Annotated in this window: 20 protein-coding genes and 1 pseudogene; 20 read left to right on the plus strand and 1 reads right to left on the minus strand. The window is 38.3% G+C overall.

The window, feature by feature from the left end:
- The first annotated feature begins 44 nt into the window (after positions 1-44).
- The gene (locus tag IPO27_09400) at positions 45-1,514 is read left to right on the plus strand and encodes a GWxTD domain-containing protein (GenBank protein MBK8846730.1); all 1,470 of its coding nucleotides are present in this window, start codon (positions 45-47) and stop codon (positions 1,512-1,514) included.
- Positions 1,515-1,544: 30 nt separating this feature from the next.
- Positions 1,545-2,561 (plus strand): glycosyltransferase family 2 protein, encoded by a 1,017-nt coding sequence (locus tag IPO27_09405; GenBank protein ID MBK8846731.1) that lies wholly within the window; start codon positions 1,545-1,547, stop codon positions 2,559-2,561.
- Here IPO27_09405 and IPO27_09410 read toward each other — a convergent pair.
- Complete coding sequence (locus IPO27_09410) at positions 2,551-3,213, minus strand: DUF2238 domain-containing protein (GenBank protein ID MBK8846732.1); 663 nt, start codon at positions 3,211-3,213, stop codon at positions 2,551-2,553. The genes IPO27_09405 and IPO27_09410 overlap by 11 nt on opposite strands.
- A 198-nt stretch (positions 3,214-3,411) precedes the next feature.
- On the opposite strand from IPO27_09410, the gene IPO27_09415 reads away from it, so the two are divergent.
- From IPO27_09415 to rplX, 18 genes and pseudogenes are all read left to right on the plus strand, one after another.
- Positions 3,412-3,681: a hypothetical protein gene (locus IPO27_09415; GenBank protein MBK8846733.1), complete on the plus strand. Its 270-nt coding sequence runs from the start codon at positions 3,412-3,414 to the stop codon at positions 3,679-3,681.
- An 11-nt stretch (positions 3,682-3,692) separates the two neighbouring features.
- Positions 3,693-4,442: a GyrI-like domain-containing protein gene (locus IPO27_09420; GenBank protein ID MBK8846734.1), complete on the plus strand. Its 750-nt coding sequence runs from the start codon at positions 3,693-3,695 to the stop codon at positions 4,440-4,442.
- A gap of 308 nt (positions 4,443-4,750) precedes the next feature.
- Positions 4,751-5,158: a 30S ribosomal protein S12 gene (locus IPO27_09425; GenBank protein ID MBK8846735.1), complete on the plus strand. Its 408-nt coding sequence runs from the start codon at positions 4,751-4,753 to the stop codon at positions 5,156-5,158.
- A 122-nt stretch (positions 5,159-5,280) separates the two neighbouring features.
- On the plus strand, positions 5,281-5,748 hold the full coding sequence (gene rpsG / locus IPO27_09430) for a 30S ribosomal protein S7 (GenBank protein ID MBK8846736.1): 468 nt from the start codon (positions 5,281-5,283) through the stop codon (positions 5,746-5,748).
- 32 nt (positions 5,749-5,780) lie between these two features.
- Positions 5,781-7,919, plus strand: a complete 2,139-nt coding sequence (gene fusA, locus IPO27_09435) for an elongation factor G (GenBank protein MBK8846737.1) — start codon at positions 5,781-5,783, stop codon at positions 7,917-7,919.
- 36 nt (positions 7,920-7,955) lie between these two features.
- Complete coding sequence (gene rpsJ / locus IPO27_09440) at positions 7,956-8,261, plus strand: 30S ribosomal protein S10 (protein MBK8846738.1); 306 nt, start codon at positions 7,956-7,958, stop codon at positions 8,259-8,261.
- Positions 8,262-8,395: 134 nt separating this feature from the next.
- On the plus strand, positions 8,396-9,013 hold the full coding sequence (rplC, locus tag IPO27_09445) for a 50S ribosomal protein L3 (GenBank protein ID MBK8846739.1): 618 nt from the start codon (positions 8,396-8,398) through the stop codon (positions 9,011-9,013).
- A 2-nt stretch (positions 9,014-9,015) separates the two neighbouring features.
- Positions 9,016-9,642, plus strand: coding sequence for a 50S ribosomal protein L4 (rplD, locus tag IPO27_09450; protein MBK8846740.1), 627 nt, complete (start codon positions 9,016-9,018; stop codon positions 9,640-9,642).
- A 127-nt stretch (positions 9,643-9,769) separates the two neighbouring features.
- Positions 9,770-10,060 (plus strand): 50S ribosomal protein L23, encoded by a 291-nt coding sequence (gene rplW, locus IPO27_09455; GenBank protein MBK8846741.1) that lies wholly within the window; start codon positions 9,770-9,772, stop codon positions 10,058-10,060.
- Between the two features lie 40 nt (positions 10,061-10,100).
- Positions 10,101-10,923, plus strand: a pseudogene (gene rplB / locus IPO27_09460) (50S ribosomal protein L2).
- Positions 10,924-10,948: 25 nt separating this feature from the next.
- Positions 10,949-11,230 carry a 30S ribosomal protein S19 gene (gene rpsS, locus IPO27_09465; GenBank protein ID MBK8846742.1) on the plus strand — a complete coding sequence of 94 codons (282 nt, stop codon included), beginning with the start codon at positions 10,949-10,951 and terminating at the stop codon, positions 11,228-11,230.
- Positions 11,230-11,652: a 50S ribosomal protein L22 gene (gene rplV / locus IPO27_09470; protein MBK8846743.1), complete on the plus strand. Its 423-nt coding sequence runs from the start codon at positions 11,230-11,232 to the stop codon at positions 11,650-11,652. Before rpsS ends, rplV begins: the two co-directional genes overlap by 1 nt.
- Positions 11,653-11,662: 10 nt before the next feature.
- The gene (rpsC, locus tag IPO27_09475) at positions 11,663-12,439 is read left to right on the plus strand and encodes a 30S ribosomal protein S3 (GenBank protein MBK8846744.1); all 777 of its coding nucleotides are present in this window, start codon (positions 11,663-11,665) and stop codon (positions 12,437-12,439) included.
- Positions 12,440-12,482: 43 nt separating this feature from the next.
- Complete coding sequence (rplP, locus tag IPO27_09480; protein MBK8846745.1) at positions 12,483-12,902, plus strand: 50S ribosomal protein L16; 420 nt, start codon at positions 12,483-12,485, stop codon at positions 12,900-12,902.
- 43 nt (positions 12,903-12,945) lie between these two features.
- Positions 12,946-13,143: a 50S ribosomal protein L29 gene (rpmC, locus tag IPO27_09485; GenBank protein ID MBK8846746.1), complete on the plus strand. Its 198-nt coding sequence runs from the start codon at positions 12,946-12,948 to the stop codon at positions 13,141-13,143.
- Positions 13,144-13,155: 12 nt separating this feature from the next.
- The gene (gene rpsQ, locus IPO27_09490) at positions 13,156-13,419 is read left to right on the plus strand and encodes a 30S ribosomal protein S17 (protein MBK8846747.1); all 264 of its coding nucleotides are present in this window, start codon (positions 13,156-13,158) and stop codon (positions 13,417-13,419) included.
- A 25-nt stretch (positions 13,420-13,444) separates the two neighbouring features.
- A complete protein-coding gene (gene rplN / locus IPO27_09495) occupies positions 13,445-13,813 on the plus strand; it encodes a 50S ribosomal protein L14 (GenBank protein ID MBK8846748.1) in 369 nt (122 codons plus the stop codon).
- A gap of 51 nt (positions 13,814-13,864) precedes the next feature.
- Positions 13,865-14,182: a 50S ribosomal protein L24 gene (rplX, locus tag IPO27_09500; protein MBK8846749.1), complete on the plus strand. Its 318-nt coding sequence runs from the start codon at positions 13,865-13,867 to the stop codon at positions 14,180-14,182.
- The last annotated feature ends 4 nt before the right edge of the window (positions 14,183-14,186 follow it).

The following is a 14,186-nucleotide window of genomic DNA, read 5'->3' on the forward strand; positions in this document are numbered from 1 at the left end:
ACCTATATTTTTACTTTATTTGTAAAGAATTAATTATATCCACCATGTACAAAAAAATTATTTCCATGTTAATGTTAGCCGGGATGCTAACGTTTGCAAATGCTAAGCAAATAGCTGCAAGTTTAAATTTTGCCAAGTTTTATTCACCAACCGATGGACCATATTTGGAAGCATATCTTGCCGTTGATGGCAACAGTGTCTATTTTGTAAAAAATGAAAATGGAAAATTTCAAGCGACCATTACGGTAGGTGTTGTAATTAGCGATGAAGCAGGAGTAATTAAACATATAGATAAATATAACCTGCTAAGCCCCGAAATAGATGATACGACAAAACTTGCATTTAATTTTTTGGACAGGCAACGTATAGCACTCGACCGCGGAACGTATACCTATAAGCTTACAATTAAGGATAAAAATTCGCCTGATGCTGAATTAGAATCAAGTTCAAAGGTTAATGTAGATTATGATAAAAACATCATGAGTTTTTCTGATGTGCTGTTACTTGAAAACTTTGAACCTACAACAGAGACTACAGGTCTTTCCAAAAATGGGTACAACATGACTCCACTTATGGACAATTACTATCCCAAAACGATGGAGAAGCTAAGCTTTTATGCAGAGTTATATAACACTGCCACTTTGCTTCAGAGCGAATCATTTTTGCTTTCTTATTTTATTGAAGATGTTGAATTAAAGACGGTAGTAGAAGGTATGAGTAGCTTCAGAAAGGAAACCCCTTCCGAAATAAAAGTGGTTTTGGCAACCTTTGATATTAGCAAATTACAATCGGGCAATTACAAAGTTGTATTAGAAGCCCGCAGTAAGAAAAATGATTTGCTTGCATTTAAAGAGATGTTCTTTCAACGAAATAATGGAAAGCGCGAAGTAGCCGAAGCCAATTATAGCGATGCACAAGTAAGCAATACATTTGTTGATGGATTTAATAATAAAGATTCACTAGTCGAAAAAATTGCCTGTCTGCGAGCTATAAGCAATGCCAGTGAAATCATATGGCAGGACAATCAATTAAAAGCTGCTGATACCGACATGATGAAGCGATTTTTGTTAGGTTTCTGGATGCGCAGAAATGCGCAAAATCCTGAGGTTGCCTATGCTGCTTATATGGAGCAGGTGGCCATCGTTAATAAGCGATACAAGAATCCTCCAATAAAGGGATATGCTACTGACCGTGGCCGTGTGTATTTGCAATATGGAGCTCCTGATAATTTTAATTTTGCAGAGCACGAAAACGAATCGTATCCTTATGAAATATGGCATTATTATAAAATTGGTAACCTCACTAACCGTAAATTTATATTTTATAACCCAACCTTGGTTGGCAACGATTATGTTTTATTGCATAGCGACATGCGTGGCGAACCCAACAATCCACGTTGGCAAATGATGCTGTATCGTAGAAATTCGCAATCGCTAAACCTTGATAATCAGGATCCCGGCAAGGGAAGTAATTTTGGAAATAACGCTAGCGAGTTTTTTAATCGACCTAAATAATACTTTTGATGCCTTAATTATTTTGAGTTTTTGAAGACTGCAATTGTTATTCTTAATTATAATACCGTTGATTATTTTGATAAATTCTTACCTCGGGTTATACAAACTTGTGAGGGCATAGCCGATGTTATTGTTGCTGACAATGCTAGTAGCGACAACAGTGTTTCTCATGTGAAATCGCATTATCCGCAAGTAAAAGTTCTGTGCAGCAATCAGAATTATGGATTTGCAGGAGGGTATAATTTCTTTCTCAAGGGATTAGAATATGAATACATTGTTTTGCTGAACACCGATGTAGAAGTCACCGACAACTGGTTGCAACCTATGCTTCAATTAATAGAACAAAATAAACAAGTTGCAGCAGTACAGCCTAAAATTCTTTCGCATAATAACAAGTCAGATTTTGAATTTGCAGGTGCTGCCGGAGGCTTTATTGATAAATATGGATTTCCATTTTGCTGTGGTCGCATATTTGAAACCGTTGAAACCGACCATGGTCAGTATGATAAAAATCGGGAAATTTTTTGGGCTACAGGGGCATGTATGCTGATTCGCAAAAAATTGTTTGATCAACTGGGTGGGTTCGATCAAGATTTTTTTGCCCACATGGAAGAAATTGATTTGTGCTGGCGAATGCAAAATGCCGGATATCAAATTTATTATTGCAGTGCAAGCACCGTTTATCATGTTGGAGGTGGCACACTTGCGGTAGGTACTCCTCATAAAACGTATTTAAATTTTCGCAATAATTTGCTGATGTTGCATAAAAATTTACCTGCCAATAAGTTGGTGACAACACTGCTAATCAAAATGATTTTTGATGGGATAGCTGCAATCATGTTTTTAGTTAGAAACGGGCCCACACACTTTGCAGCAGTTTTTAATGCTCATATCTATTTTTACAAGCATTGCAATCGCAGAAAGGGTATAAGAGCAGAAGCCCAAAGGTTGATAAAAACCAATAATACAAAAAATATTTTTCCTGGTTCAGTTGTATTTCATTATTATTTAAAAAAGCAAAGAGTTTTTAATGCACTTAAATGGTAGCTTGATTTTGAGTGCCTTTTTTAACCATCGATTTAGTAATTCGGGTAATCGACATTATTAAGACCGCACCGCAAAAAGCCATAAACATATCTTTTTGTGCGTCCCAAATATCGCCTTGTGTGCCTAAGTAAGCATCGCCTTGTTCAGGAAAAAATACATCAGCCACGGCCCACTCAATCAATTCGTAAAGACAGCTAAATGAAAGCGTAATTTCTACAGGCAACACCCAGCCAACCCAATTTGGGAATTTCATTTTATTCAAAAAATAATCGCGCATAGGATAAGCAAGCATAAACCCAAAACAAAAATGTACTATCCGGTCATAGTGATTGCGTTCAAAATGAAAAGAGTCTTTTAGCCAATACCCAAATGGGTTTTCTGCATACGTATATTTAGCTCCATATACGTGTAAAGATAGATAAATAATGATGAACAAATAACTGGCATCGCTAAATTTGAATTGCTTATAAGTCAATATCAGAAACAATAAGAACAAAATCGTCAAGGTGTTTTCAAGCATCCAGTTATTCAGGTCGTTGGTGCCAATTAGTGTGCTTGCCCAAAATATTATAAATGCCAAACCACCAAATTTTATTAGATGGTTCTCTTTAAACGAAAGTCTGGTTAAATTGCGGGCAGTAGTATATTTCATAAAATTAAAATTTGTCGAATGTATTAAAACGCCTTTGTATTCGTCAACAATACGATACATTTTGAAAGCAGTGTCCATTCAAGTTTAATTTGATTTTATCTGTGGTTTTTCTAAATCGTTTTTTCTGCATATTTTTGCGCCCTGTCTTCCACATAAAAGTAATTTCGTTAATAAACTAAAAACTCTAAATTAATCAAGATGAGAATTCTTAAGATAATTGGCTTCCTATTATTAGTAGTAGTTGCCATTGTTGCATTTTTAGGTTGGCGCGCTGCCGGCCCTTATTCAGTTACCGAATCTGCAAACATTAAAGGAAACACAGATGTGGTATGGAAGAATATCGCAGACCTTAAATCGTTTTCCGACTGGAATCCCTGGGCTAAAGAAGACCCCAATATTAAAGTCACCTTTAATGGTGATCCAATGGCAGTAGGTAGTTCCTATTCGTGGGGGGAAATAAAAATGTAGGTGTAGGTTCAATGACAACCACCGAACTTGTTGTAAAAAGTAAAGCTGTAAGCAAACTCAACTTTAAAGAGCCAATGGAAGATGAAGCAACCACCGTTATGACCATGGAGCCAAATGCGGATGGTACCACCAAGGTATCATGGACCATGCAAGGTGAAAATAAATTTCCAGCCAGCATTTTTGCAGCTGTTTTCAATATGGATAAAATGTTGAGAACCTCATTCCAAAAGGGCTTTACGCTTTTGCAGGAGAAAGTTACTGTTGAATCAGCTTCAGCTCCTCAGGATGCGGGCGGCAATTTTAAAATTGAAGAAAAACAATTTGCCGGAGGTACATTTGTTACTGTACGCAAGGAAGTTGCATTTGCCGACATTCCTAAATTTTACCAAGAAAATTTTGGAAAAATGTTTGAATTGTGTGGCAAAACCAAGGTTAAAATGGCTGGACCACCCTGTGGCATTTATTATAAATATGATATGGAAAAACAGGTAGCTGACCTTGCCGCAGCTATACCGGTGGCAGCGGGTTCAAAGGTTGAAGGGTATTCAGTAATTGATGTAGCAGAAGCACCTTATTATCATTTGGATTATTACGGTGCTTACGAGAAAATGGAACCAGCTTACAATGCTTTGGATGCATTTGCAAAAGGTAAGGGAAAAGAACCTAATCCATATATGGTTATTGAGCAATATGTAAGCGACCCAATGACTGAGAAAGACACAACCAAATGGCTAACACAAATACACTATTTCCTGAAATAACATTTGTTTAATTCAAATTAATAAAGAAGGCAGCAATATTTTGCTGCCTTTTTAGTGCAATGGGTAGATGAAAACTTCAGGCATATTATGTAGAATGTGGCTATAACAAACATTTATGCCCAATGTTAGCAGCATTCTGTATCAGCCAAGATTGGCATAAAATATAGGTAATGTCAACGTTCAACTTAAGTAGGAGGAAGTGTCTAAAAAAAAATTATACACACGCTTGTGCAAATCAAAAAAGACCTTACCTTTGCACCTCCCAAAAAATGGGGTATTGTAAACATTAAAAATTGGAAAAATAAATAATGCCAACTATTTCTCAATTAGTACGTAAAGGAAGAACTGCACTGGTAGACAAATCTAAGTCTCCTGCGCTTGCCTCGTGTCCACAGCGCAGGGGTGTTTGTACCCGTGTATACACCACAACGCCAAAGAAACCAAATTCAGCCATGCGTAAGGTAGCTCGTGTGCGCCTGACCAACAAATTTGAAGTGACAGCTTATATTCCGGGCGAAGGTCACAATTTGCAAGAGCACTCTATTGTATTAATTCGTGGAGGCAGGGTGAAAGATCTTCCGGGTGTACGATATCACATTGTGCGTGGTACCTTGGATACAAGTGGCGTAGATGGCCGTAGACAAAGGCGTTCTAAATATGGAGCAAAGCGTCCTAAACCAGGAGCAGCACCTGCAGCCGCTGGAAAGAAAAAATAGTCAGGTCTTTTAATTAGTTAACAATCAATAAATAAGTTTAACATTCAAATTTTAACCTTAGGCCTTCTCAAGAATAAGTTGATACAAGGCAAAATGGTAGAAAAATTCAATAATTTCATAAAATGCGTAAGTCGAAACCAAAGAAAAGATATTTGCTACCGGACCCAAAGTTTAATGATACTTTGGTAACCCGTTTCGTAAACAACCTGATGCTAGGTGGTAAAAAAAGTACTGCCTACAATATTTTTTATGATGCAGTAACCAAGGTGGCAGATCGTACCAAAGAAGATGGATTGGCTCAATTTAAACAAGCACTTAACAATGTTATGCCTCAGGTAGAGGTAAAAAGTCGTAGGGTTGGTGGGGCAACATTCCAAATTCCATCTGAAGTTCGCCCTGATCGCAAAATATCAGTAGGTATTAAATGGATGATATTATATGCGCGCAAGCGTAATGAAAAAACAATGGCCGATCGTCTTGCAGGTGAAATTATTGCCGCAGCAAAAGGTGAAGGTGCATCTGTTAAAAAGAAAGACGATACACACAGAATGGCCGAAGCAAACAAGGCATTTTCGCATTTTAAGGTTTAATAATATTGGAAATAGATAAATAATCAATTCACATGGCTACGGATTTAAGGTTTACAAGAAATATTGGTATCTCAGCACATATTGATGCTGGTAAAACAACTACAACTGAGCGTATATTATATTATACAGGCAAAAACCATAAAATAGGTGAGGTGCATGATGGTGCCGCCACTATGGATTGGATGGTACAGGAGCAGGAAAGAGGTATCACCATTACTTCGGCTGCTACAACAACGTTTTGGAATTATCCTACCGATAATGGCAAGAATACAGCTGCTACCAAGACCTATAAAATGAACATCATTGATACACCAGGCCACGTAGATTTCACGGTAGAGGTTGAACGTTCATTGCGTGTATTGGATGGTGCTGTAGCTTTGTTTTGCGCTGTTGGTGGTGTTGAGCCACAATCTGAAACCGTTTGGCGTCAGATGAATAAATATAATGTGCCTCGTATTGGTTTTGTTAATAAAATGGACCGTGCAGGAGCTGATTTCTTTAGTGTAGTAAGTCAAGTAAAAGAAAGACTTGCCGGCAATCCTATTCCATTGCAAGTTCCAATAGGAGCTGAAGAAACTTTTAAAGGAGTAGTAGATTTAATTAGCAATAAGGCAATTGTATGGGATGAAGCTGGTCAAGGTGCTACCTTTACAGAAATTCCAATTCCGGATGATTTGAAAGAAGATGTTACATTATGGCGTGGAAAATTGGTTGAGTCAGTTGCAGAGTTTGATGATCATTTAATGGAGAAGTTCTTCGACAATCCAGATTCAATCACTGTAGAGGAAATGATGGGAGCAATACGTAAAGCCGTTATCGCAATGAAGATAACACCTATGATGTGTGGTTCTTCATTTAAAAATAAGGGTGTTCAAACGATGTTGGATGCTGTAATGGCATATCTGCCAAGCCCAATGGATATTGCAGCGGTAGAAGGCATAAACCCCGATACTGGCGAAACAGTGCTGCGCAATCCGACCGTTACTGATAAATTTTCAGCTTTAGCATTTAAAATTGCTACTGACCCGTTTGTGGGTCGTTTAGCGTTTATCCGTGCATATAGCGGAAAACTTGATTCAGGTTCATACGTGCTTAATACCCGTAGTGGTAACAAAGAGCGTATTTCTCGGCTTTTTCAAATGCATGCTAACAAACAGAATCAAATACCAGAATTAGAAGCGGGTGACATAGGTGCAGCAGTTGGGTTTAAAGATATCCGTACCGGAGATACTTTATGTGCGGAAGATGCACCAGTAATATTAGAAGCTATGTCTTTCCCGGAGCCAGTTATTGGACTAGCAATTGAGCCTAAGACTCAAACCGATATGGATAAATTAGGAATGTCGCTTGCTAAGCTTGCTGAGGAAGATCCTACATTCCGTGTTCATACCGACCACGAAACAGGACAAACCGTAATTAGTGGAATGGGAGAGTTACACTTAGAAATTATTGTTGATCGTCTTAAGCGTGAATTTAAAGTTGAGTGCAATCAAGGAGCTCCACAAGTGGCATACAAAGAGGCATTAACAGGAAGTTCTACTCACCGTGAGGTTTATAAAAAACAAACTGGTGGTCGTGGTAAGTTTGCCGATATACAGTTTGAAATCGGTCCGGCCGAAGAAGGCAAACCAGGTTTAACCTTTGTTAACGAAGTAACAGGTGGTAATATTCCTCGTGAATTTATTCCTGCCGTTCAAAAGGGATTTGATGCATCAATGGTAAACGGTGCACTTGCCGGATATCCTTTAGATAGCATGAAAGTTCGTTTGTTTGATGGCTCTTATCATAACGTTGACTCCGATTCACTATCTTTCGAAATATGTGCCAAAGTAGCATTTCGCGAAGTTTATTCCAAGGCAAGACCAGTATTAATGGAGCCTATCATGAAAATAGAAGTTGTTACACCTGAAGAAAATATGGGGGATGTAATTGGTGACTTAAATAAGAGAAGAGGTCAATTAGAAGGCATGGATACACGTGCCGGTGCGCAAGTAATAAGGGCTAAAGTTCCATTATCAGAAATGTTTGGTTACGTAACCTCATTAAGGACTTTATCGTCAGGAAGAGCGTCTTCAACTATGGAGTTCTCTCATTATGCTGAAGCGCCTCGTAATGTTGCCGAAGAGGTAATTTCAAAGGCAAAGGGCAAGAAATTAGCTAGCGTTGATTAATCAAAAATATAAAATCGTTCTTTAAATATAAAAAAAATGAGTCAAAAGATTCGCATTAAACTTAAGTCATACGACTATAATCTAGTTGATAAATCGGCTGAGAAAATCGTAAAAACTGTAAAAAGTACCGGTGCAATGGTAAGCGGACCAATTCCGCTCCCTACCGAGAAGAAAATTTATACAGTACTACGTTCACCACACGTAAATAAAAAGGCCCGTGAACAATTCCAATTGTGCTCTTATAAGCGATTATTGGATATTCATAGTTCAACTGCAAAGACAGTTGATGCGTTGATGAAACTAGAATTGCCAAGCGGAGTGGAAGTAGAGATTAAGGTTTGATGATTGATCTATTGCTTTAATTGTTTAGTAATAAAATATTAAAAGGCAATAGATTAACTCTAATTAAATAAAAATAAAATTCGTTCTTATTTAGTGTTGGTTTTAATAATCAACCTCCTAAAAAAATTAATATCATGTCAGGAATAATTGGAAAAAAAGTAGGGATGACCAGCTTTTTTAATGCTGAGGGAAAAAACATCCCATGCACGGTAATAGAAGCCGGGCCATGTGTAGTAACACAAATTAAAACAGTAGAAAAGGACGGCTATGCAGCAGTGCAAATCGCGTTTGATGAAAAGCGCGAAAAGTCGACTACTGAGTCTATGAAGGGGCACTTTAAAAAAGCAAGCACCACACCGAAACGCAAGTTAGCAGAGTTTAAGGGCTTCGAAACAAGCTTTAATCTTGGAGATGTAATTAAATGCGATCTATTTGCAGATGGTGAATTTTGTGATTGTATTGGTACCTCTAAAGGAAAAGGATTTCAGGGAGTTGTAAAACGCCACGGGTTTAAAGGAGTAGGAATGCAAACACACGGACAGCATAATCGATTGCGTGCTCCGGGTTCGTTAGGAGCTTCTTCCTGGCCTTCACGAGTTATGCCTGGTATGCGAATGGCAGGACGTATGGGCGGAGACCGTGTTAAGTTGCAAAACTTACAAATAGCCAAGGTTTTGGCTGAGCAAAATTTAATTCTAATCAAAGGAGCTATTCCCGGACATAATGGTAGCTACGTATTAATCGAAAAATAATCATGCAAGTATCAGTATTAAATATAGCAGGAAGCGATACAGGTCGCACAGTAACATTAAACGATAGTATCTTTAATGTTGAGCCAAGTGAACATGCAATTTGGCTAGATGTTAAGCAATTTTTAGCAAACCAGCGTCAGGGAACTCATAAGACCAAAGAACGAGCAGAAATTGCCCGTACTACCAAGAAATTGAAGCGTCAAAAGGGAACTGGTGGTGCGCGTGCCGGTAGCATGAAATCTCCTCTTTTTAGAGGTGGAGGCCGTGTATTTGGACCGCAGCCACGCGATTATAGTTTCAAATTAAACAAGAAATTAAAGCAGCTTGCACGCGTTTCTGCTCTAAGCGCAAAAGCAAAGGCCGGAGCGATTACCATAATTGAGGATTTTGAATTGAATAATCCTAAGACTAAAGAGTTTACGAATATCATTGCAAAATTAGCCCTTGCAGAAAAAAAATCTTTAGTTGTGTTGGCAGAACACAATAAAAATATATATTTGTCCTCCCGAAATTTACAGCGCCACAAAGTCGTAACTGCTTCATCATTAAACACTTACGATATTGTAAACGCTCAAAATTTGGTAATGAGTGAGAAGAGTTTGCCCCTGTTAGAGCAAATATTGGCTTAAAAAAGTTATCAACAGTCGAATTTTAATATAGGTTCGAGCTGTTTCAAATAGATAAATCAGTCATAGTAATATGATTTTGATTTACAAGTTTTAAAATTTAATAAATATAGGATAATAAAATAAAGAGATGAGTATCCTGATAAAACCAGTTATCACTGAAAAGTGGACAAAGATTGCTGAAAAGCAACCCCGTTATGCCTTTCTTGTAAATCCTGATGCTAATAAGATCATGATTGCACAGGCAGTAAAAGAGTTATATGGCGTTACGGTTGAATCCGTTAACACATTTATCCAACGAGGTAAAATGAAGTCACGGTATACCAAGACCGGCTTTTTATCAGGTAAAAGAAAAAATGTGAAAAAGGCAGTTATTATCCTTAAGAAAGGGGAAAGCATTGATTTCTTCAGTAACATTTAGTCTCAACTCTTCATTTAATTAATAAAGACTTTATTTTAAGATGGGAATAAGAAAATTGCGTCCGCTCACACCCGGACAGCGCTTTAAGTTGCAGAATGATTATGCTGAAATAACGACCGACAAACCGGAAAAAGTTTGTTGAGTCATTAAAGCGTAGCGGTGGTAGAAATAATACTGGGAAAATGACAATGCGTTACATTGGTGGTGGACACCGTAAAATGTACCGTATTATTGATTTTAAGCGTGATAAATTTGGGATCAGTGGAATAGTAAAGACAGTGGAGTATGATCCAAACCGCAGTTCTTTTATCTCTTTAGTTCATTACAGTGATGGAGATAAGAGATATATCATCGCACCTGAAGGGCTTGCAGTTGGTCAAACTGTTGTGTCAGGAGAAAATGCAGCACCTGAAGTTGGTAATTGCCTCCCTTTGAAAAGCATTCCTTTGGGATCTATGGTTCATAACATTGAATTGCGCCCAGGGCAAGGAGCCAAAATGGCTCGCAGCGCAGGTACTTACGCGCAGTTACTAGCACGTGACAGAAAGTACGCTGTTTTGAAAATGCCGAGTGGAGAAACAAGATTGGTATTAGCAGCATGCATGGCTTCTATAGGCAAAACTTCAAATCCTGATCATAATCAGGAAAGCTATGGTAAAGCTGGAAAGACTCGTTGGTATGGACGTAGACCACGTACTCGTGGAGTTGCAATGAACCCTGTTGATCATCCAATGGGTGGTGGAGAAGGTCGTGCTTCAGGAGGTCATCCACGTTCACGCAAAGGCTTATTGGCTAAAGGCAAAAAGACAAGAAAGGTAAATCATGTTACCAATAAGTTTATCATCGAAAGAAGAAAGAAATAATAACACGATAAAGAAATAAAAACAAATGAGTCGTTCGTTAAAGAAAGGTCCTTTTATAGATGTGAAGCTTGAAAAGCGCATCCTAGCCTTAAATGAAAAGGGAAAAAAATCACCCTTGAAAACTTGGGCACGCAGAAGCATGATATCACCGGACTTTGTAGGTCATACCATAAATGTGCATGCCGGAAAAACATTTTGGCCTGTTTATGTAACTGAAAATATGGTTGGTCATAAATTAGGAGAGTTTTCACCTACCCGCGTGTTTCGTGGACATGCAGGTAATAAAGATAAAGGAGGAAAGAAATAATGGGAGCAAGAAAAAGAATAGCAGCCGAAGCTCGTAAGGAGGCTTTAAAAGAAATTAGTTTTGCACGTTTGACCAGTTGTCCAACATCGCCTCGTAAAATGCGATTAATGGCAGACCTAATTCGTGGTAAAAAGACTGCAGAAGCTTTAAGCATTTTACGTTTCAGTACTAAGCATGCATCTGAAAGACTAGAAAAAGTACTTGTTTCAGCCATTGCCAACTTCGAGGCTAAAAATCCAGGGCAAAAGGCAGACGATACTTTTGTAAAGGAAGTATATATTGATAGTGCACGCATTTTAAAACGGATGCGCCCGGCACCTCAGGGACGTGGTTATAAGATACGTAAGCGCTCAAATCATATCACGTTAATCATTGATTCAACATCTAAAAATACTGAAACTGCAGAAGTGTCTGCAAACTAATAAATAAAGAATGGGACAAAAAGCCAATCCGATAGGAAACAGATTAGGAATCATACGTGGATGGGACTCCAACTGGTATGGAGGTAATAACTATGCCGATAAATTGGTTGAAGACGAAAAAATTCGTAGCTATCTTAATACCCGTTTATCTAAAGGTGGAATTTCGAAAATTGTAATTGAGCGTACCCTGAAATTAATAACCGTAACCATACATACAGCAAAGCCTGGCATGGTGATAGGTAAAGGTGGAGCAGAAGTAGATAAGTTAAAGGAGGAATTGAAAAAACTAACCAAGAAGGAAGTTCAAATAAATATATTTGAAATTAAGCGACCAGAGTTGGATGCAAAGTTAGTTGGTGAGTCGGTTGCTAAACAGTTAGAAGGACGTATAAGTTTCCGCAGGGCAGTAAAGGCAGCTATTAGCAGTACCATGCGTGTTGGAGCCGAAGGAATTAAAATTATGTGTGCAGGCCGTTTAGGCGGAGCCGAAATGGCACGTACCGAGCAGTATAAAGAAGGACGTACTCCATTACATACTTTTCGTGCAGATATCGATTACGCTGTAAGTGAAGCACAAACATCGTACGGGAAAATCGGAGTTAAGGTTTGGATTTGCAGAGGAGAAGTATATGGTAAGCGTGATTTGTCACCAAATATTGGAATGACCAATTTGAAAACAAGAGATTCCGGAGAGCGCAATGATCGCAATGATCGTGGAGGCGACCGCAGAGATCGCGGAGGCGACCGTGGTGGTAGAGGTGGAAGAAGAAAACCGGATAATAATTAATAAGAATAAAGAATCAGAAGTTTAGAATAAAAAAGAGAGTAAAATGCTTCAGCCTAAAAAGACAAAATTTAGAAAAACCCATAAGATGAAGTCTAAGGGGAATGCCACTCGAGGTGCTGAAATAGCCTTCGGTTCATTTGCCTTAAAATCAACAGAGCGAGCCTGGGTTACAGCACGACAGTTGGAAGCAGCCCGTGTTGCGGTTACCAGGTATATGAAGCGCGAAGGTCAGATTTGGATTCGTGTATTTCCTGATAAACCAATTACTAAAAAACCTGCCGAGGTTCGTATGGGAAAAGGAAAAGGAGCCCCAGAATATTGGGTTGCCGTAGTTAAGCCCGGAGCTATATTGTTTGAAGCAGAAGGAGTACCATTAGCAACAGCAAAAGAAGCTTTACGTTTGGCTGCACAAAAACTTCCTGTGATTACAAGATTTATAACAAGGCGTGATTTTGCTGAGTAGGTTTTGAAAGAATTATTAATGATTGAAAAAAAGAAATCAAGAAATGAAACAAACTATTGTAAATGACTTATCTAACGAAGAGTTAAAGGATAAAATCGCTGAAGAGAAAGTTGCTTTGACAAAGCTTAAATTTAGTCACGCAATTTCTCCAATAGAGAATCCAATGAAGATTCAGGCCGCACGTAAAGTTATCGCACGCCTGATTACAGAATCAAGAAAAAGACAGTTATCAAATAAATAATTAAAAGAGGTAATGGAAGAACTTAAGCGATCATTACGCAAAGAAAAGGTTGGAGTGGTAACCAGTAACAAAATGGAAAAAACCATTGTTGTTGCTGTTGAACGTAAGGTGAAACATCCCAAGTATGGAAAATTTATCAAGACCACCAATAAATTTAAAGCGCATGATGAAAAAAACACTGCAGGGATAGGGGATATAGTGCGCATTATGGAAACCAGACCATTAAGCAAGACTAAAAACTGGAGATTAGTTGAAATACTGGAAAAAGCTAAATAATTAAATAGTAAAATAGCAATATAATATGATACAGCAGGAGTCGAGATTAACTGTAGCCGATAACAGCGGAGCCAAAGAGGTACTATGTATTCGTGTATTGGGTGGCACAAGAAAGAGATACGCCCGCCTTGGAGACAAGATTGTTGTTACGGTAAAGCATGCCATACCTTCAGGAAATGTGAAAAAGGGAACCGTTTCAAAAGCAGTAGTAGTGCGTGTAAAGAAAGAAGTGAGAAGAAACGATGGCTCATACATTCGATTTGATGATAACGCTGTGGTTTTATTAACTGCAAATGACGAATTGCGTGGTACGCGTATTTTCGGACCCGTAGCCCGCGAATTACGCGAAAAACTATACATGAAAATAGTTTCATTAGCTCCTGAGGTTCTTTAATATCAAAATGAATAAGTAAAGATGAATACACAAAATAGACATAAACCTAAATTGAAGCTTCGCAAAGGAGATACGGTTGTAGTTATTTCAGGCGAATCAAAAGGCCGTCAGGGTAAGATTACGCAAGTTATAGTTGAAAAAAACCGTTGCCTTGTTGAAGGGGTTAACTTAGTGTCGAAGCATACTAAGCCTAACGCAAAAAATACGCAAGGGGGAATTGTTAAACAAGAGGCAACAATTCATATAAGTAACTTAATGCTTGTGGATAGTAAGTCTGGCAAAGGAACTCGCGTAGGTCGCAGAATAGAGAACGATAGCATTGTTCGTTTCAATAAAAAATCAGGTGAAACAATAAAAGATTCTAAGTAAAAAT

Source organism: Bacteroidota bacterium (genome assembly GCA_016714535.1).
Lineage (GTDB): Bacteria > Bacteroidota > Bacteroidia > AKYH767-A > OLB10 > JADKFV01.

Excerpts from the sequence above, each read along its gene's own strand:
- IPO27_09400 (MBK8846730.1), top strand. The coding sequence starts at position 45 with ATGTACAAAAAAATTATTTCCATGTTAATGTTAGCCGGGATGCTAACG.
- IPO27_09410 (MBK8846732.1), bottom strand. The coding sequence starts at position 3,213 with ATGAAATATACTACTGCCCGCAATTTAACCAGACTTTCGTTTAAAGAG.
- IPO27_09415 (MBK8846733.1), top strand. The coding sequence starts at position 3,412 with ATGAGAATTCTTAAGATAATTGGCTTCCTATTATTAGTAGTAGTTGCC.
- IPO27_09420 (MBK8846734.1), top strand. The coding sequence starts at position 3,693 with ATGACAACCACCGAACTTGTTGTAAAAAGTAAAGCTGTAAGCAAACTC.
- IPO27_09425 (MBK8846735.1), top strand. The coding sequence starts at position 4,751 with ATGCCAACTATTTCTCAATTAGTACGTAAAGGAAGAACTGCACTGGTA.
- rpsG (MBK8846736.1), top strand. The coding sequence starts at position 5,281 with ATGCGTAAGTCGAAACCAAAGAAAAGATATTTGCTACCGGACCCAAAG.
- fusA (MBK8846737.1), top strand. The coding sequence starts at position 5,781 with ATGGCTACGGATTTAAGGTTTACAAGAAATATTGGTATCTCAGCACAT.
- rpsJ (MBK8846738.1), top strand. The coding sequence starts at position 7,956 with ATGAGTCAAAAGATTCGCATTAAACTTAAGTCATACGACTATAATCTA.
- rplC (MBK8846739.1), top strand. The coding sequence starts at position 8,396 with ATGTCAGGAATAATTGGAAAAAAAGTAGGGATGACCAGCTTTTTTAAT.
- rplD (MBK8846740.1), top strand. The coding sequence starts at position 9,016 with ATGCAAGTATCAGTATTAAATATAGCAGGAAGCGATACAGGTCGCACA.
- rplW (MBK8846741.1), top strand. The coding sequence starts at position 9,770 with ATGAGTATCCTGATAAAACCAGTTATCACTGAAAAGTGGACAAAGATT.
- rpsS (MBK8846742.1), top strand. The coding sequence starts at position 10,949 with ATGAGTCGTTCGTTAAAGAAAGGTCCTTTTATAGATGTGAAGCTTGAA.
- rplV (MBK8846743.1), top strand. The coding sequence starts at position 11,230 with ATGGGAGCAAGAAAAAGAATAGCAGCCGAAGCTCGTAAGGAGGCTTTA.
- rpsC (MBK8846744.1), top strand. The coding sequence starts at position 11,663 with ATGGGACAAAAAGCCAATCCGATAGGAAACAGATTAGGAATCATACGT.
- rplP (MBK8846745.1), top strand. The coding sequence starts at position 12,483 with ATGCTTCAGCCTAAAAAGACAAAATTTAGAAAAACCCATAAGATGAAG.
- rpmC (MBK8846746.1), top strand. The coding sequence starts at position 12,946 with ATGAAACAAACTATTGTAAATGACTTATCTAACGAAGAGTTAAAGGAT.
- rpsQ (MBK8846747.1), top strand. The coding sequence starts at position 13,156 with ATGGAAGAACTTAAGCGATCATTACGCAAAGAAAAGGTTGGAGTGGTA.
- rplN (MBK8846748.1), top strand. The coding sequence starts at position 13,445 with ATGATACAGCAGGAGTCGAGATTAACTGTAGCCGATAACAGCGGAGCC.